18 protein-coding genes and 1 pseudogene are annotated in these 18,510 nt (G+C 30.4%); 11 read left to right on the top strand and 8 right to left on the bottom strand.

Annotated elements, in window-relative coordinates; genetic code table 11:
• Entirely contained in the window at nt 1-1,263 is a 1,263-nt protein-coding gene (locus BSF41_RS16375) for a hypothetical protein (protein WP_095930581.1), read from the top strand.
• Nucleotides 1,253-2,368: a glycosyltransferase family 1 protein gene (locus tag BSF41_RS16380; RefSeq protein WP_095930582.1), complete on the top strand. Its 1,116-nt coding sequence runs from the start codon at nt 1,253-1,255 to the stop codon at nt 2,366-2,368. Before BSF41_RS16375 ends, BSF41_RS16380 begins: the two co-directional genes overlap by 11 nt.
• 13 nt (nt 2,369-2,381) lie before the next feature.
• Here the strand turns inward: BSF41_RS16380 and BSF41_RS16385 are convergent, their stop codons facing one another.
• Nucleotides 2,382-3,158: a 2OG-Fe(II) oxygenase gene (locus BSF41_RS16385; RefSeq protein ID WP_095930583.1), complete on the bottom strand. Its 777-nt coding sequence runs from the start codon at nt 3,156-3,158 to the stop codon at nt 2,382-2,384.
• 134 nt (nt 3,159-3,292) lie between these two features.
• Between BSF41_RS16385 and BSF41_RS16390 the strand changes: the two genes are divergently transcribed.
• From BSF41_RS16390 to BSF41_RS16405, 4 genes are all read left to right on the top strand, one after another.
• A complete protein-coding gene (locus BSF41_RS16390; RefSeq protein ID WP_095930584.1) occupies nt 3,293-4,381 on the top strand; it encodes a DUF1972 domain-containing protein in 1,089 nt (362 codons plus the stop codon).
• Nucleotides 4,382-4,538: 157 nt separating this feature from the next.
• A complete protein-coding gene (locus BSF41_RS16395) occupies nt 4,539-5,663 on the top strand; it encodes an O-antigen ligase (RefSeq protein ID WP_172426929.1) in 1,125 nt (374 codons plus the stop codon).
• On the top strand, nt 5,660-6,643 hold the full coding sequence (locus BSF41_RS16400) for a UDP-glucuronic acid decarboxylase family protein (protein WP_095930586.1): 984 nt from the start codon (nt 5,660-5,662) through the stop codon (nt 6,641-6,643). The genes BSF41_RS16395 and BSF41_RS16400 overlap by 4 nt, the downstream gene beginning before the upstream one ends.
• A 29-nt stretch (nt 6,644-6,672) precedes the next feature.
• Complete coding sequence (locus BSF41_RS16405) at nt 6,673-7,440, top strand: glycosyltransferase family 2 protein (protein ID WP_095930587.1); 768 nt, start codon at nt 6,673-6,675, stop codon at nt 7,438-7,440.
• Between the two features lie 286 nt (nt 7,441-7,726).
• On the opposite strand, the pseudogene BSF41_RS16410 reads toward BSF41_RS16405, so the two are convergent.
• Both BSF41_RS16410 and BSF41_RS16415 read right to left on the bottom strand, forming a co-directional pair.
• Nucleotides 7,727-8,233 (bottom strand): annotated as a pseudogene (locus tag BSF41_RS16410) (ORF6N domain-containing protein).
• A gap of 42 nt (nt 8,234-8,275) precedes the next feature.
• A complete protein-coding gene (locus BSF41_RS16415; protein ID WP_095930588.1) occupies nt 8,276-9,586 on the bottom strand; it encodes a phenylacetate--CoA ligase family protein in 1,311 nt (436 codons plus the stop codon).
• Between the two features lie 122 nt (nt 9,587-9,708).
• On the opposite strand from BSF41_RS16415, the gene purD reads away from it, so the two are divergent.
• Nucleotides 9,709-10,983 (top strand): phosphoribosylamine--glycine ligase, encoded by a 1,275-nt coding sequence (gene purD, locus BSF41_RS16420; protein ID WP_095930589.1) that lies wholly within the window; start codon nt 9,709-9,711, stop codon nt 10,981-10,983.
• A gap of 44 nt (nt 10,984-11,027) precedes the next feature.
• On the opposite strand, the gene BSF41_RS16425 is transcribed toward purD, so the two are convergent.
• A complete protein-coding gene (locus BSF41_RS16425; protein WP_031453858.1) occupies nt 11,028-11,258 on the bottom strand; it encodes a hypothetical protein in 231 nt (76 codons plus the stop codon).
• 142 nt (nt 11,259-11,400) lie between these two features.
• Here BSF41_RS16425 and BSF41_RS16430 point away from each other — a divergent pair, with 142 nt between their 5' ends.
• Nucleotides 11,401-12,330, top strand: a complete 930-nt coding sequence (locus BSF41_RS16430) for a DUF6427 family protein (protein WP_095930590.1) — start codon at nt 11,401-11,403, stop codon at nt 12,328-12,330.
• Here the strand turns inward: BSF41_RS16430 and upp are convergent.
• Nucleotides 12,325-12,978 (bottom strand): uracil phosphoribosyltransferase, encoded by a 654-nt coding sequence (upp, locus tag BSF41_RS16435; protein WP_095930591.1) that lies wholly within the window; start codon nt 12,976-12,978, stop codon nt 12,325-12,327. The two genes, BSF41_RS16430 and upp, sit on opposite strands and share 6 nt — an antisense overlap.
• Before the next feature lie 110 nt (nt 12,979-13,088).
• Here upp and BSF41_RS16440 point away from each other — a divergent pair, with 110 nt between their 5' ends.
• Both BSF41_RS16440 and BSF41_RS16445 read left to right on the top strand, forming a co-directional pair.
• Nucleotides 13,089-13,694, top strand: a complete 606-nt coding sequence (locus BSF41_RS16440) for a DUF4254 domain-containing protein (protein ID WP_095930592.1) — start codon at nt 13,089-13,091, stop codon at nt 13,692-13,694.
• Between the two features lie 43 nt (nt 13,695-13,737).
• A complete protein-coding gene (locus BSF41_RS16445; RefSeq protein ID WP_095930593.1) occupies nt 13,738-14,748 on the top strand; it encodes a glycosyltransferase family 9 protein in 1,011 nt (336 codons plus the stop codon).
• 38 nt (nt 14,749-14,786) lie between these two features.
• On the opposite strand, the gene BSF41_RS16450 is transcribed toward BSF41_RS16445, so the two are convergent.
• The 3 genes from BSF41_RS16450 to BSF41_RS16460 form a co-directional block, all read right to left on the bottom strand.
• The gene (locus BSF41_RS16450) at nt 14,787-15,221 is read right to left on the bottom strand and encodes a hypothetical protein (protein ID WP_095930594.1); all 435 of its coding nucleotides are present in this window, start codon (nt 15,219-15,221) and stop codon (nt 14,787-14,789) included.
• A gap of 139 nt (nt 15,222-15,360) precedes the next feature.
• On the bottom strand, nt 15,361-15,669 hold the full coding sequence (locus tag BSF41_RS16455; RefSeq protein WP_095930595.1) for a hypothetical protein: 309 nt from the start codon (nt 15,667-15,669) through the stop codon (nt 15,361-15,363).
• A gap of 160 nt (nt 15,670-15,829) precedes the next feature.
• Nucleotides 15,830-16,882: a ferredoxin--NADP reductase gene (locus BSF41_RS16460; protein ID WP_095930596.1), complete on the bottom strand. Its 1,053-nt coding sequence runs from the start codon at nt 16,880-16,882 to the stop codon at nt 15,830-15,832.
• Between the two features lie 128 nt (nt 16,883-17,010).
• Between BSF41_RS16460 and BSF41_RS16465 the strand changes: the two genes are divergently transcribed.
• Entirely contained in the window at nt 17,011-18,471 is a 1,461-nt protein-coding gene (locus tag BSF41_RS16465) for a DUF5687 family protein (protein WP_095930597.1), read from the top strand.
• Nucleotides 18,472-18,510 lie beyond the last annotated feature (39 nt).

The raw sequence follows: 18,510 nt of genomic DNA on the forward strand, positions 1-18,510 counted from the left end.
ATGAATATCAAGATTTATAAAAGTTTTCCGTATCAAGTTTTATTTTTGCTATGCATTGTAGTTTCCTTGTTTGCTAATTACGAACTTACTTTTGCAGTTTGGTCTTTAACTTTATTGGTAACCGTTAAAAGAAAATACTCTTTTACTATAATTCAATACAATGCCATTTTTCTCCTAATACTTTTAATTGCAATTGTTTCTACTTTTTTCAATAATACAACACCATTTTTATTCATAAGAGATTTTACTTATCTCGTTAAACCGATTTTAGGATTATTTGTAGGTTATCAACTATGCAGATTTAGTAGTAAGCTAGGATTAAAAGTCATGGTTTATACAGGATTAGCGATTGCTATTATGCACTTGTTAATGATACTTTTTGCTGTAATTGAATTTAGAACTTTAAGTGTAAATCTTTTAAGAGAACATGGAGGATATTTTAGTGATTATGAAATCTATATACTAATTATTCTTATTTTTTATAAAAACCTGAAATTAGAAATTTCCAAGAATCAAAGATTGCTTTTAATAGTCATAATTGGTTTATCAAGCTTTTTATATTTGGCTCGTACCAATTTGATTCAATTTATAATTCTATATGTTGGTTTAAAAGGATATTTAACTTTTAATAAAAGATCTTTAAAAGTAATTTTATTGGTTCTAGTGGCTGTAATTGTAGGCTATACAGCCATTGTTTATATTAATCCAAAAAGAGAAGGAAAAGGAATTCAAGCTTTTTTGTATAAAATAAAAATTGCTCCTCAGGAAGCTTTTAAAACAAAAATAGACAAGGATGACTGGAAAGATTTTAATGACAATTATAGATCATTTGAAAATATAATTACTGTAAAACAAGTTTCAGCTAACGGAAATAGGGCTATAATTTTTGGTGAAGGCTTAGGATCAACTCTGAATTTGGGTAGAAAAATTTGGACAAACGACCACGAATATGTTCAGTATATTCCAATTGTACACAACGGATATATGACTGTATTTTTAAAATCAGGATTATTAGGTGTTTCATTGCTACTGATTTTTTTGATTGTTTTATTCAGACAAAAGAAATCTGATGTAGAGAACGTGCAGACAATAAATTATTTATTAATAGGCTCAAGTGTTTTTCTGATAGTTTCAAACTGGGTATTTTTAGGATTGTATTTAAAATTAGACAACAAATCGATAATAATTGGATTCTTGATTGCTCTTAGAGAAGTAATGATTAGAGAGCATAATAGCCAAAAAAGAATAAAAGATGAATATTAAAAACACAACCAGTATTTTTGTTGACTGTCATGTTTTTGATAGTGGTTTTCAAGGAACTAGAACATATATACAAGGTTTATATTCTGAGTTGATTATAAAAAGAGATCTTCATTTCTTTTTAGTGTCTTCTAATCCAGATAATTTAGCATCTATTTTTGGCAATCATTCAAATGTTACGTATTTGAAATATAAATACGAAAACAAATATTTGAGATTGCTTATTGATATACCGCAAATTATAAAAAAACATAAAATAGATTTTGCTCATTTTCAATATACCGTTTCACCGTTTAAAAGGTGTAGATACATTGTTACAACACATGATATATTGTTTATTGATTTTCCAGAATATTTCTCTTTTTTTAGCAAAACCATCAATACGTTTTTATATAAACAAAGTGCCAAATGGTCAGAAATCAGATTGACAGTTTCAGAATTTTCTAAACAAAAAATCCATCAGCATTTTGGTTTTTCAAATTATGAAATAACGCCAAACGCAATTGACAATGTATTTTTTGAAGATTATGATAAAGTGTTAATTAAGAATGAAGTAGCCCAAAAATTTTCATTAAAAAAATATATTATTTATGTAAGCCGGTGGGAGCCAAGAAAAAATCACCAAATGGTTTTAAAGGCTTTTTTAGACTTGGAGTTGTATAAAGAATACGAGCTTCTTTTTTTAGGAAATGATACGTTATCTAATCCTCAATACAATGAAATTTTTAGCCAAGTAGATTCTGAAATAAAAAAGAAGATATTTACTTTAAAAAACACCGATTTTAATACCATGTTATTACTACTAAGAGGGGCAGATGCATCTGTTTATCCTTCTATGGCTGAAGGTTTTGGAATTCCTCCATTAGAATCAGTAGCAGCAAAAATTCCGACAATTTGCTCAGATAAAACAGCTATGTCAGATTTTAGCTTTTTTGAAGACTATTATTTCGATCCTCATAATCAGATTGATTTTAATGATAAACTTCAAAAAATCTTAAAAGAAAACTTAGGCACAGATTTTAAAATAATGGCACAAAAGATTAAAGAAAAGTATAGCTGGAAAAAATCAGCAGAAATAGTATACCGTCTTATAAAACAGAATCAGTAATTAAATTATCTAATTACTGATTTTTAGCAGTATTGCTTCCAAACAACTTATTTTTCGTTTGCACTAAAAAGTTATAATTTTTTGCAAATTGTTTCTTTAAAAAAGAAGCATCTTCTTTTGGAAACCAATCTGTTGTTCGCGGTTTTTCAATTTGTCTTTTATGAATTTGATAGGCGTACGTTGCGATTGATGTTCTATAACTTCCTTCTGGAAAATAAGTCATATCATATCCATGAAGTGTGTAAGGAGCACATTGTTGGATAATTAATCGATTAAAAGGAACATCAAGTTCAGCTTCTTCTTGAGTTCTTAAATCACATATTTTTAAACCTCCTTTATATTCTGGTTTCCAATCTTTATTTAGATATAAAAGCAGATTCAATTCTCGATACCAATCTTTGTTTATAGGATGATAATTAAAATCTAAATGCATATCTAAAAAACTATTTTTCTTGCCCTGATGTAATCCTCCACCGTGATTTTTCGGGTCAACAAAAATTGATTTTGATGTTATATAAGATATGATTTTATTGAATCTTTCAGATGAGAGGTCATCATATAATTCATGAAGTTCAGGGCCTAATTCTCTATAATTTGATTTTTCAAATTTATTATTTGCAAAAGAATAATCGCGACTCTTGTTGTTGAGTTCAGGAATACTTTTATGAGCTTTGAGTAATTTTTCTTCTTCACAAAAGTTATCAATTATTAAATGCGGAAAAGGGTTTGCTGTTAAATACTTTAAGCGAAGATCATCTAAATGGTTTTCGAGATATTCAAAATTTATCATAAATATTGCTATAAGCTGCTTTCAAACAAAAATAGGAATTTAATTATGTATTCATAATTTAAAATAGAATTTGTTATAACTAAATTTTAATTTTTAAAATCATTATTTTTGGCTTCTGATTGATAAAAAAATAGATGAAAATAGCCATTCTTGGTACTAGAGGAATCCCTAACAATTATGGCGGATTTGAGCAATTTGCAGAATGTTTTGCAGTGTATTTAGCGCAGCAAAAACATGAAGTTTATGTATATAATTCACATAATCATGTTTTTCAAGAAAAACAGTATATGGGAGTACATATTATTCATCAATATGATCCCGAAGATAAAATGGGTTCTGCAGGACAATTTATTTATGATTTGAATTGTATTCTAGATTCAAGAAAAAGGAATTTTGATATTATCTTGCAATTAGGATACACAAGCAGTTCTATTTGGTCTTTTCTTTTCCCTAAAAAATCGACTATTATTACCAATATGGATGGATTGGAATGGAAGAGAACAAAATATTCTAAAACCACCCAAAAGTTTTTAAAATTTGCAGAACAAAAAGCAGTGAAAAGCAGCAATTATCTGATTGCCGATTCACTTGGAATTAAACAATATTTGCAAGAGAAATACAATGTAGAAGCAACTTACATTGCGTATGGAGCTGAGCCGTTCCTTAAACAAAATGAAGAATTACTTTCAATCTATAATGTAGAAAAAAACAACTACAATCTATTAATCGCTCGCTTTGAACCTGAGAATAATATCGAAGTGATTTTAGACGGAATTGTAGATAGTAAAGATGATAAGGTTGTATTGGTTGTAGGAAACAGTAACAATGGTTTTGGAAATTATCTTAAAAATAAATTTAGTAATTATCAAAATATACGTTTTACAGGCGGAATTTATAATAAAGAACATTTAGATAATTTGAGATATTTTTCTAATCTCTATTTTCATGGGCATTCAGTAGGAGGGACAAATCCGTCTTTGCTGGAAGCGATGGCAACAAAAGCATTAATTGTCGCACATAACAACGAGTTTAACCGTGCTATTTTACAAGAAAATGCATTTTACTTCTCGGATGCAGCAGATGTTAAGAGTCTCATAGAAACGGTAAAAAGAGAAGATCATGATCAAATGGTTCAGGATAACTTCGATATTATAATTCAAGAATTTAATTGGAATAAAATAAATGAATCGTACCTCAGATTATTTGAAAAAAGTCTTCAGTAAAATTGATGAATTATGGCAGAATAAAACATTGCTCATTTTTCTTTTAGCCGCAATGTTGATTGCTCTTCCATTGAAACATTCAATAGGAAGTTTAACCTGTATTGTTTTTTTATTGGTTTCTTTAGTCAAATCAAAAAAAGCAGATTTTTCAATTCCGATGTTTTTAGTATTTCCAATTCTATTGTATGGTTTAATGCTTTTATCTCTTATTTGGACTATAGAAAGCAGGCAAACAATTAAAGGGTTACAAAAAGAAGTTTTATTTTTATTAATTCCTCTAGCATTTTGCAGCTTGCCAAAAATAAATCGAGATGATGTAAATAAGGTTTTCAGTTGGTATAGTTTTACAATGGTAGGTTTTACGGTTTTCTATATTTTAAAGGCAATTGTAAGATTTATAAATTCAGGAAATAAAGAAGTCTTTTTCTACCATGAACTCGTTACTTTAGAATTGAATGCTATATATATGGCTGTTTTTGTTTCATTGGCCATGTTTTTCTTCCTAGCTAAAAAAGAAAAGGCAATTATCGATAAAATAGCATTTACGATCCTTATTGTTTTTATTTTTTTATTATCATCGAAGAATATTATCATAGTCGATTTAATAATGATAATAATATATTACTCGTTTTTTTCTGATGTTTCTAGAAAAACGAAGAAAGCGATATTGTTGGCAGTCATTATATTATCTGTGAGTTCTATACTTTTTATTAAACCCGTTAGAGATCGATTTATGATTGAATTTGAAACTGTATTTGTTGATGGATCTTTGAATGAAACTACAGCAAAAAATCAAGGGCCAATTTATAATATTAGTCTAAAACAAGCTTGGAACCAAGATCAATTTCAGCAAAATGACTTTTTTCCAGGAACAGCTTTTCGACTTTTTCAGATTAGGATTTTTAAAGAAATGCTTGAGGAAAAGAATATCTTTTTCACAGGATTTGGATTAGATGCTTCTCAAAATAAAATAAAAGAAAAAATAAAAGAACATAATTTATACCCAAATTATGGCGAGTTTAATTTCCATAATGAATATGTTCAAATATTTTCAGAATTAGGAATATTTGGCTTTTTGACAGTCTTAATTATGTTGTTTATCACCATCAGAAAAGGAATTGCCACCAAAGATTTTGTACATATTGCTTTCGCGGTAACAATGATAGTCTTATTTTTGACCGAATCTTTTTTGAGTCGACAAAGAGGAATAATTTTCTTTATAATTTTTTACTGTATGCTTAATTTGGTAAACGATTATAATGAACAGAAAATATTGAAATGAAAAGAATACTTATTACAGGAGCGGCAGGATTTTTAGGATCGCATTTATGTGACAGATTTATCAAAGAAGGTTATTTTGTAATCGGAATGGATAATCTGATTACGGGAGATCTAAAAAATATTGAACATTTATTCAAATTAGAAAACTTTGAATTTTATCATCATGATATTACAAAGTTTGTTCATGTTCCAGGAGATTTAGACTATATATTGCATTTTGCTTCGCCGGCAAGTCCGATTGATTATTTAAAAATCCCGATTCAGACTTTGAAAGTAGGATCTTTAGGAACGCATAATCTACTTGGATTAGCGAGAGTAAAAAAGGCTAGAATTTTGATTGCATCAACATCAGAAGTTTACGGAGATCCTTTGGTACATCCGCAAACAGAAGAATATTATGGAAACGTAAATACAATTGGTCCACGCGGTGTTTATGACGAGGCAAAACGTTTTCAGGAATCTATCACAATGGCGTACCATACTTTTCATGGCGTAGAAACCAGAATCGTTCGTATTTTTAATACTTACGGACCAAGAATGCGATTAAATGACGGACGTGTAATTCCTGCTTTTATCGGACAAGCACTTCGCGGAGAAGATTTAACCATTTTTGGAGACGGTATGCAGACTCGTTCTTTCTGCTACGTAGACGATCAGGTTGAAGGTATATTCAGATTATTACATTCTGATTATGTATATCCAGTAAATATTGGAAACCCAGATGAGATTACGATTAAAGATTTTGCAGAAGAGATCATTAAATTAACAGGAACGAACCAAAAGGTAGTCTATCATCCGTTACCAATAAATGATCCTTTACAGCGTCAGCCAGACACGACAAAAGCAAAAGAATTGTTAGGTTGGGAAGCAAAAGTAAACCGTGCAGAGGGAATGAAAATTACCTATGAGTATTTCAAATCATTATCTCCTGAAGAACTTGCAAAAGAAGAACATAAAGATTTTTCAAGCTACATTAAATAACATTCAACTTTGAAAGACATTCAATTCTAATGAACGATTTAGTATCTATTTTAACTCCAACATATAATACTGAAAAGTTCATTAGATCAACAATAGAATCAGCTCAAAACCAAACCTATACAAATTGGGAAATGATTTTGGTTGATGATGCTTCTACAGATAATACGGTTGCTATAATTGAAGAATTTGTAAAAAAAGACAGTCGAATAAAGCTTTTCAAACTACCAGAAAATCGAGGAAATGGTTTTGCCAGAAACGCCGCTTTAGAAAAAGCCACAGGAAAATATATTGCCTATTTAGACGCTGATGATTTATGGTTTCCTGAGAAATTAGAAAAACAGATTCAGTTTTTAAAAGCAAATAATTTACACTTTACTTTCAGCTTTTACGATTCTATTGATGAGGATGGAAATAATTTGAATAGAAAAGTAGAATCACCAAATCCGTTAACTTATAAACAATTGTTTTTCTGCAATTATGTAGGCAATTTGACTGCTATTTATGACGCGGATTATTTTGGGAAAATTATCTTGGAGACGTCGCAAAAAAGACAAGATTGGAGAATATGGCTTACGATTTTAAAACAAATTAAAATAGCAAAACCAGTTCCAGAATCTTTGGCTTTTTACAGAATTAGAAAAGATTCTGTTTCCTCTTCAAAATTTAAATTGATTAAACATAATTTTGGTGTTTACAGAGAATTTCACGGATATAATTTTGTGTTTTCTATTTTATTGATGATAAGGTTTTTGTTTACTCAATTGATAATCAAATCAAAATATATAAAGAAGATTTAAAATTCAACTTGAAGTCGCAAATAGCGACTTCAAGTTTCAAGGTCACAAATTGTGACCTTGAAGAATTTCGCTTAGAATTGGAGGTCGCAATTTGCGACCTCCAATTTTTTTAAATAATACGTTTCGAATTTTAAGGTCGCAATTTGCGACCTTAAAGATTTTAGTTTAGAATTGGAGATCACAATTTGTGACTTCCAATTTTTTCAAACCGTAATATAAATGACAAACTTGAGGTCGCAAATTGTGACATCAAGTTTCTAAGGTCACAATTTGTGATCTTAAAGAATTATTTTTTATAGCCAATCTTTACTCTTTCAGATTCATCTTCTTTCTTTTCAGTTAATTCATCTAAATAAGAAAATACCAATTCAATGTTTTTATCGTGATTTTCTAACTTCTTCTGAATCTGAGTATCCAAAAGCATTTGTCTCACTTTTGTGAAAATACGCATGATTTGTATATTGGTTTGAATGGCTTTGTCGCTTTTTAAGATGCTTGAAAGCATTAAAATTCCATGTTCTGTAAAAACAAAAGGCAGATATTTTTGACATTTACCTCTTCCTTTCTCTAAGGTCACAATTTGTGACCTTAGAGAATCATATTCTATTTTAGTAAGTTCAAACATAAAATCTTCCGGAAATCAGGATAAATTTCTTTTAACAGATTGTTTTAGAACTTTAGTTTCTATTTCATAAAGCAAAGCCAAATCCAGATCAAGCATCACTTTTTGACCGCGGATAAAATATATTTTATTTGAAATTGTTTCTTCAGAAAGAAGAGATTGATCTTCCATAAGTTTTTAATTAGAAAACAAATGTAAGATTTTATTTATTTTTTATAAATAAGATTTAAATTGTTTTAGTTTCCCGCGATTGGTTCTTTCTAAAACTGTTTTTCTGGTGAAAGTGAAGATTAGATTTGGCTCGAGATACAAATCAATTGCTTCTTTTATTTTTTGAATTTGTTCTGAAACTAATTCATTTTCAGAAATATATTCAATTTCAAAAGTGTTTAATTTAGTTTGTTTGATAATGAATTCTTTCACGTTTCCATCATCTTCAATAATGCTTTTGGTTACATAATAAAAGGTCAAACCTGGAGATTTTTTACCACTTGGCAAAACGGCAACATCATTAGTTCTTCCAATTAATTTTTTAAGAATTGGTTTTTGAGGTGTACTTTTTTCATCCAAAATTCCGATGTCTCCAATTTCATATCGAATGAAAGGATTTGCTTTGTTGTATAATGAAGTAATTACAATTTTCCCTTCTGTTCCATGTGGAACAGGATTATTGTTTTCATCCAAAATTTCGACAAAAAGGGTTTCAGCATTAACTTGCCATTCTCCTTTTGGATTTTCAAAAGCAATCAAATCCAATTCAGACGCGCCATATTCACTGATAATCGGAATGCCAAATTGTTTTTCCAATAACTTTTTATCGGATTCAAAAAGCATTTCGGAAGTTACAAAACAAGCTTTTAAAGTTGGAGAAATATCTTTTAAAACAATATTTTTATTTTCTAAATATTTGGCAAACAAAACAATAGAACTGGTATATCCGTTGAGGTAATCGAATTTTTTGGTTTTGAATTTTTGTAGAAATTTTTCCAACACTTCATCAGACAAATCAAAAACGGGAAAACGATAGCGATGGCTCAAAAAATCTTTGAAACGTTCTTTTTGATATCCAATAAAATCCATTGGAATTCCGTAAAAACGTGCCTGATACGAATGGTTAAAATCAATTCCAAACCAGCCAAAGCGCATAATATTGGAAGCCCAAGTTAAAGCATGTGAATATTTATCTTTAGCAAAAACAAAAGGAGTTCCGCTTGAACCAGATGTTTTGTTGAGGTAAATAGATTTTTTAGAATAGCCTTTTGAAAGCCTTTCTTCCAGCGGTTTTTGTAGATTTTTTTTGTTTAAAATTGGAAGATTTTCCCAATTTTGTGCGGTTGTATTTCCTGCTAACTCTCTGTAAAAAGGGTTGTTTTTTAAATGAAAATCAACAATTTCTGCTTTTTTGTTTTCAAGAAACGAAGCAAATTCTTCTTCAGAAAAATGAACAATTTTATCCAATTCGGTTTTGGCTTTCTTTATAGGAAAACCATTTAATTGGAGCGAAATATCAAAAAGGCGAATCATTTTTCAGAATAATTTTCGTCAAAAATAATGTTTCGGAATGATTCAACAACTTTTTAAAGATTTAATTATTTTTTACGTGCAAAAGCAAGTATTTTTGCACCACAACTAAATACAACAACACCATGACAATTTTATTATTGGGATCAGGCGGAAGAGAGCATGCTTTTGCATGGAAAATGACTCAGAGTCCGCTTTGCGAAAAACTTTTTGTAGTGCCTGGAAATGCAGGAACTGCTGCAATCGCTGAAAACGTGGCAATATCTGCAACAGATTTTGAAGCAGTAAAAGCATTAGTACTTAAAGAAAATATAAGTTTAGTAGTCGTGGGACCTGAAGATCCGTTGGTAAAAGGAATTTACGATTATTTTAAAAACGACGAAAATTTAAAACATATTCCAGTTATTGGCCCATCTAAATTAGGTGCTCAGTTAGAAGGAAGTAAAGAATTTGCAAAAGAATTCTTGATGAAACATAATATTCCAACAGCTGCTTACGATAGTTTTACTGCCGAAACAGTTGAAGAAGGATGCAAGTTTCTTGAAACATTACAACCTCCATACGTTTTAAAAGCTGATGGTTTAGCAGCTGGAAAAGGAGTTTTGATTATTCAGGATCTTGAAGAAGCAAAAACTGAATTAAGAAATATGCTTGTTCATGCAAAATTTGGAACAGCAAGTGCAAAAGTTGTAATCGAAGAATTTTTGGATGGAATCGAATTAAGCTGTTTCGTTTTAACTGACGGAAAAAACTATAAAATTCTTCCAACTGCAAAAGATTATAAAAGAATTGGAGAAGGCGATACAGGTTTAAACACAGGTGGAATGGGAGCAGTTTCTCCAGTTCCTTATGTTGATGCAGTTTTGATGGAAAAAATTGAAACTCGTATTGTAAAACCAACAATAGAAGGTTTCCAAAAAGACGGAATCGAATATAAAGGATTTGTATTTATTGGTTTAATCAATGTGAAAAACGAACCAATCGTTATTGAATACAACGTAAGAATGGGTGATCCTGAAACTGAAGTTGTTGTTCCAAGATTAAAATCAGATTTAGTAGAGTTATTCTTGTCTGTTGCTGATCAGAAATTGGGAGATTTTAATTTAGAAGTTGATCCAAGAAGCGCGACGACTGTAATGGTAGTTTCTGGCGGATATCCTGAGGATTTCGAAAAAGGAAAAGTAATTTCTGGATTAGAAAATGTTACAGATTCGATAGTTTTTCACGCAGGAACAAAATTAGATGGCGAAAATGTCGTTACTAATGGAGGACGTGTAATTGCTGTAACTTCTTATGGAGATAATTTCCAAGAGGCCATAAAAAAATCTTATCAAAACATAGATAAACTAAGCTTTGATAAGATGTATTTTAGAAAAGATATCGGTTTCGATTTAATCTAAAAAATAAATTCACCAGCCCTTTATTAATTAAAGGGTTTGGTTTATTATTTTAAAAATGAATGAGCTGTAGTATCTTGGTTTTCTGTTCCAGCGTCATCAAAAATGCGTAATTGTTTAATCCAATAAACGATTGCACATGAACAGATGATCATGAAAATCCAGTTAATAGTGTTTGCACCAAACCATGTAATTAATTCCAAACGACGTAAAAAGTCAAGAGGAGCAAACAAAATGTTAACGAATAAGTATTGTATTCCTTCAAAAAAAGCTGTCATAATTTTTTAAAATTATATGTTATTTATTGTTGTGTAATGCTTTGAAGATAAAATTCGGTAAACCAAATCTTTTTTCAACTTGTTAGGTTTTTCCTTTTAAACAAGTATTATCTTTACAATCACAAAAGTATAAAATATCCTTATGATAACAAGTGTTTTTAAAAAATCTACGCCATTAAATTATTCATTGGTTGTAATTTTAATACTGGTTTTCTTTTTTATGTTCCAAATTAAAGACCCATCTTGGGTTACTTCTTATTTTTTGGCTTTTCAGAAAGTGAGTTTGCTGTGCTTTATTTTGGCTTCTTTTTTTATGATTAATTTCATTGTAAAAAAGAATGGACTCAGTAAAGACAACGGTTACGCGATACTTTTTTACTTGTTGTTTATTTTATTTTTTCCGACCATATTTAATAACTCAAATATTATTTATGCCAATTTTTTCATTTTATTGGCACTTCGAAGATTAATTTCGCTGCAATCTCTAAAAGCATCAAAAGAAAAAATATTTGATGCTGCGTTTTGGATTTTTGTAGCTTCTTTATTTCAATTTTGGAGTATTCTCTTCTTAATATTGGTTTACATCTCGATTATTTTTCACGTTTCAAGAGATTATAGAAACTGGGTTTTACCATTTATTGCACTTTTGGCCGTAACGATTTTATTCTATATGACATCATTAATTTTCAATTTTGATGCAGTAGCTTTCATTCAAGAAAGAGCTGTAATCGATTTTAGAATTGATTATTTTAAGAATAATTACGAAAATGCAGCATTTTCGATATATACAGCAGTAGCGTTATTTTTTGTTACTTCGATGCTAATGACATTGTCAAACAGACCACAAATTGTACATTCTTCGTACAAGAAAATTGTAGCCTGTTTTTTTATAGCAGTCTTTGTTTACATCATTTCGCCAAATAAAAGCAACGATTTATTATTGTTTAGTATTGCACCATTAAGTATTATGGCAACGAGTCATGTAGAGTATATGCAGCAGAAGCTAAATAATGAAATTGTTTATTACACTCTGATAGTATGTAGTTTATTTACTTTTTTCTCTCAGTTATAATTTACTTCCATAGGCAAGATCACCGGCATCGCCAAGACCAGGAACAATGTAGTTTTTCTCATTTAGTTTTTCGTCTAGAGACGCTACCCATAAATGACAGTTTTCAGGAAGATTTTCTTCAAGATAGGCTATTCCTTCAGGAGCAGCAATAACAACAACAATGTGTATTTCTTTTGGAGTAGCATTCTCGATTAGTTTTTTATGAACAGCTACAATTGATTGTCCTGTAGCCAGCATCGGGTCAAGAAGCAAAACGGTTTTATTATTTAGATCCGAAATGGCTTGATATTCAACACGAATTTCAAAGGCATCATCATTATTTGGGTGAAATCTGCAGGCCGAAACAAAGCTATTTTCGGCATGATCAAAATAATTTAAAAAACCATTATGAAGCGGTAATCCAGCTCGTAAAATAGGACATAAAACTAAATCCGTGTCAATTTCTGTAGTTTTCTTAATTCCAAGTGGCGTTTGAATTTCAACTTTTTTATAAGGTAAAATTTTACTCAGTTCATAAGCCATAATTTCTCCAATGCGTTCAATATTTCTACGAAAACGCATACTGTCATTTTGAACATTTACATTTCTAATTTGTCCTAAGAAATGATTTAAAACGCTGTTATTTTCAGAGATATAATGAATTTTCATGATGAAATTGTAATTTATTTAGAGATATAATGATGAAACGAAAAATAATTGCTTTTCTTCGCAGCATAAAAGTATAAAAAGTATCTTTGTATCTATAAAAAAATAAAGACATGTTTTCAAAATTAGCATATTCTGTTTTCGAGCAAAGCATTAAAGATTATCATCAGTTTGATAATGTAGATCAGCCGATCAATAATCCTTATCCAAAAGATAAGTTCGAGCATTTGTTATATCTAAAAAATTGGATTGATACCGTTCAATGGCATTTTGAAGATATTATTCGTGACCCGCAGATTGATCCAGTTGCGGCATTAACTTTAAAAAGAAGAATCGACGCATCAAATCAGGAACGTACTGATATGGTGGAATATATTGACAGCTACTTTTTACAAAAATACAGTAATGTAAAAGTAAAAGACGGAGCAAAAATTAACTCAGAAAGTCCAGCTTGGGCTTTTGACAGATTATCGATTTTAGCCTTAAAAATTTATCATATGCATGAAGAAGCAAATCGTGCAGAAGCTTCTCAAGAGCACAGAGATAAATGTCAGGAAAAATTAAATATCCTTTTAGAGCAAAGAACAGACTTGTCTACGGCAATTGAAGAATTATTGACAGATATCGAAAACGGAGATAAATTCATGAAAGTGTACAAACAAATGAAAATGTACAATGATGATGATTTGAACCCTGTTTTATACCAAAATAAAAAATAATAATTTGGCAGACTTGTCTAGCAAAATTAAGCATATAGCCGTCATGAGACTATCCGCAATGGGAGATGTCGCCATGACGGTTCCTGTTTTACGCGCCTTTGTAAAACAATATCCAACGGTAAAATTGACCGTTATTTCTCGTCCGTTTTTCAAACCTTTTTTTGAAGGAATTCCGAATCTTGAATTTTTTGCTTTTGATGAAAAAGAAAGGCACAAAGGATTTCCAGGGCTTTTACGCCTGTATAAGGATGTAAAAAAATTAAAGATTGATGCTTTTGCGGATCTTCATAATGTTTTGAGATCTAAGGTTGTGAGTTTACTTTTCGCTTTAAGCGGAAAAAAAAGAGCAACTGTTGACAAAGGCCGTGAAGGAAAAAAAGAATTAACGCGTGAAGAAAACAAGATTTTCGCTCAATTGCCAACCATGTTCGAAAGACATGCAAAAGTGTTTGAAGAATTAGGTTTTCCGTTAGATTTATCGAAACCAACATTTCCTGAAAAAGCAGTTTTAAGTTCTGATATTTTAGACATTATTGGAAATGAAAATCAAAAACTAATTGGAATTGCTCCTTTTGCTCAATACGATTCCAAGGTTTATCCTTTTGATTTGATGAAAGAATTAATTGAAAAATTAGCTGAAAATTCATCGTACAAAATTTTGCTTTTTGGCGGAGGGAAAAAAGAAATTGAAATTTTAGATTCTCTTGCTCAACCATTTGAAAATGTAATAAATATGGCTGGAAAAATCAAGTTTCAGCAGGAATTACAATTGATCAGCAATCTTGATGTAATGCTTTCTATGGATTCTGGAAATGCGCATATCGCAGCAATGCTTGGCGTAAAAGTCGTTACACTTTGGGGCGCGACGCATCCTTATGCAGGATTTTTGCCTTTCAATCAAAGTTTAGAAAATGCACTGACTTCAGACCGAAATCAATATCCAAAACTTCCAACTTCAGTTTATGGCAATAAAGTTGTTGAAGGATATGAGGATGCTATGAGAACAATTTTACCGCAACAGGTTGTTGACAAAGTTGTAAAACAGCTTTCATAAAAATAAAAAACTTCTCTTTATGGAGAAGTTTTTTAATCTTAAGCAATATTTTTGCTCAAATCATATTTTTCATTGGAATCGAGGAAAGAATATCCTATTGTTTTTTTTCTTTTTTTGTTTACTATAATGGAAACAAAGTTATTTTTATTTTCAGTTGACAATAGAATATGTTCGAATTTTTGGGATGGATCTCTGTAAATCTTATAGATAAGGTCGTGATCTTTAATTTTGTTAGATAAAACTTTAGCCGATTTAAGCCTGCTTACATAAGGCCAGATATTGAAGATATTCGAATCTGTTTTTTTTACTTCTACCATTTTTTCGGTCAAAGTTGAATTGTATTTTTCTCTTTTGAGCAACTTGGGACCTTTTCTGTTTTTCATTTTTATAATAACTGCCAGAACGCAAAGCGAAGCAGTTACAACCAGCATAATAAATAGGTATAAATGAAAGTGTTGAACGTGAGCTGTCATGATATTTAATGTTTAAATGTTTGACAAATTTGATTTAGCTCCACAAATTCTCAGATTACGAGATTAAGATTGCCATAATTATACCTCTAATTTAATGAAAAACCAGCAATATTTCGCCAAAATTTTGCTTTTATTTCAATTAGAACCAAATCTTCTCATTACGGCAGCGACTGTAAATGTAACTTTTTAAATTTGCAATAGTTTCCTGATAATTTGGTGCGTCATAACCGTAGCGTTCATGTTCCATTTGTTCTCTTTCGATGGCATCACACCCTTTTATAACCTCTTTGATCATGTCGAATAAAGCAAGTTCTTTATTGTCGGTTTTTTGAAATTTAAATTCAACGATTTCATCCTGAAGTTCTTCGCAGTAATCAACCAGCTTCATAACTTCTGGTTCTTCCAAAAGATATTCTTTATTTCTAAAAATTTCTCGTACAGATTTCATATTCAATTAATTTTCAACTTTTTAAATTCCAAATTCCAAGTTACATCTTTATCGAAGTTTTAAACTTTGACAAAGAGTAGAAACGCAATTAAACAAAAAAAATTCCAAATCCCAATTGAAAGATTGGAATTTGGAATTTTTGATATTGGAATTTGATTGACTAAACGTCGTCGTAATCAACATAAATAGTTTCTGAAGTTGGATGCGCCTGACAAGTCAAAATTAAACCTTCAGCAATTTCGCTATCTGTTAAAATAGAATTTTTAGTCATTTCTGCACTTCCTTTTGTAACACGACCTAAACAGCTGCTGCAAATTCCGCCTTGGCAAGAATAAGGAGCGTCAACGCCTTGTTTTAGGGCTGCATCAAGAATAGTTTGTTTTTTAGACATTTCAAAAGTAACTTCTTCATCATCTACTAAAACGGTAATTTTTGTATGTCCTTCCTGAGAACCTTGAATTGCATGTTCTTCAGAAGAACTAGTAAAAAGCTCAAATTTAATTGCAGATTCTTTTACATTTTTTTCTTTCAAAACATTAGAAACAGTGTTAATCATGTCTTCTGGCCCGCAAAGGAAAAATTTATCAAATTGAAGCTCTTTGTGTTTGTTGTTTAAAACAAAATTTACAGCCGATTTTTCAATTCTTCCAAATAAAGCATTTTCGGCTTTTGCTTGGCTGTAAACATAATGCACAAAAAATCTGCCTACGTATTGTAATTGTAAATCGTGAAGTTCTTGGTGAAAGATAGTACTTTCTGGAGTTTTGTTTCCGTAAACCAATACAAATGAGCTTTTTGGCTCATTTTTTAGAACCGATTTTATAATAGAAAGAACTGGTGTAATTCCGCTTCCTGCAACAAATGCTGCGTAGTTTTTTTGTCTTTCGGCATCTGGCTCAAAAGTAAATTTACCTTCTGGCTGACCAACTTCAAGAACATCTCCTGCTTTTAGTTTTGTATTAGCAAACTGAGAAAAAAGACCGTTTTTTACTGCTTTTACAGCAATTCTTAATTCGCCGCTGTCTGGTGCAGAGCAAATAGAATAAGCACGTCTAATTTCTTGGTTATCAAGAGTTAGTTTTAAATTTATATATTGGCCTGCTATAAATTTATAGTCAGATTTTAGTTCTTCAGGAACATTAAAAAGAATAGAAACAGCATCTGCAGTCTCACGTTTAACCTCTTTAATTATAAGTTTTAAGAATGAAGGCATGATAGAATTTTTATGCAAAAGTAGCAAACCACTATTAAAATTTTAGCACGAAATTATTTTTTTTAACTTTTTTTGTAACGTTTTCCTACATTTGGTCTCTTACTACAAAAATATTAAAACCATAAACCATGATTAAGAAGTTTATTTATCTCGAATGGAAGGCCTTTATTCGGTCTGCATCTTTCGGTAAAAATCTAACAATGAAAATAATAATAGGTTTTTTGATGATCTATTTTTCATTAATTTTTATTGCTATGGGAGTGGGGGCATTTTATATGCTTAAGGAAATGAATTTGGAACCTCTGGCAACTTTAAACAAATTTCTAATTTATTATTTTCTAGGCGATTTAGTAATTCGATTGTTATTACAGTCAATTCCTGTATTGAACATCAAACCTTTGCTAGCTCTTCCTTTAAAGAAAACAACCATTGTTCATTTTTCTTTAGGCAAAACCATTTTATCTTTTTTTAACTGGATACACGCTTTATTTTTTATTCCATTTACAGTTGTCCTAATTTTAAACGGATATGATGTTGTACAAATTATTTTTTGGCATTTGGGAGTAATGTCTATTATTTACATTAACAATTTTCTCAATATTATTTTAAGCAATATCGATAGATTATTTGCTCTTTTTCTACTGCTAATTGTAGTTCTAGGAGGTGCACAGTATTATCAATTGTTTGATATTACGCAGTTTACAACTCCATTTTTTCAAAGCTTTTATGAAATAGATGGATTGTTCTTGATTCCGATTCTAGTATTATTTGCGTTGCATTATTTTACATTTAAGTACTTCGAAAAGAATTTATATCTCGATGCAGGACTTTCTGTCAAACATGATGTTGCCTCTACAGAAAATCTTTCTTGGCTAAATCAGTTTGGTACTTTGGGCACTTTCCTTAAAAATGACATTAGACTCATCAAAAGAAATAAAAGATCAAAAACTACTATAGTAATGAGTGTGATCTTTTTATTCTACGGAATGATTTTTTTCGGAAATACACATCAACCGGCAGCTATGCAAATTTTTGCTGGAATATTTGTTTCGGGTGGATTTCTATTTGTCTTCGGACAGTTTGTACCTAGCTGGGATAGTTCATATTATCAATTAATGATGACGCAGAATATTCCGTATAGAGGTTATATTACCGCAAAATGGTGGCTAATTGTAATTGCTACTTTTATTTCTACAATTCTAGCATCTTTTTATCTTTTTTACGGATGGGAAGTTTATCTCACCATTGTAGTTGGTGCAATTTATAATATTGGAGTTAATTCTCATTTGGTGCTTTTGGGTGGTGCTTTTACTAAAACACCAATTGATTTAGGCAGTGCTGGTGGCGCTTTTGGAGATAAAAAAGCATTTAATATAAATTCGATGCTTCTGTCTTTGCCAAAAATATTCCTTCCTTTATTATTGTATTGGCTTGGACTTCGTTTTGCAGATAAAACTGTAGCATTAAGCTTGGTTGCAGGAGCAGGAATTTTGGGTTTTATCTTTAAAGAAAAAGTATTTTCATCAATAGAAAAGAGGTACAAAAAAGAAAAGTATAGTACAATAAGTGCTTATAAACAAAAGGGTTAATTAGATAAATTGTCAATTTGAAAATGAGATAATTATCTC

This window comes from Flavobacterium sp. ACN2, assembly GCF_002303885.1.
Classification (GTDB): Bacteria; Bacteroidota; Bacteroidia; order Flavobacteriales; family Flavobacteriaceae; genus Flavobacterium.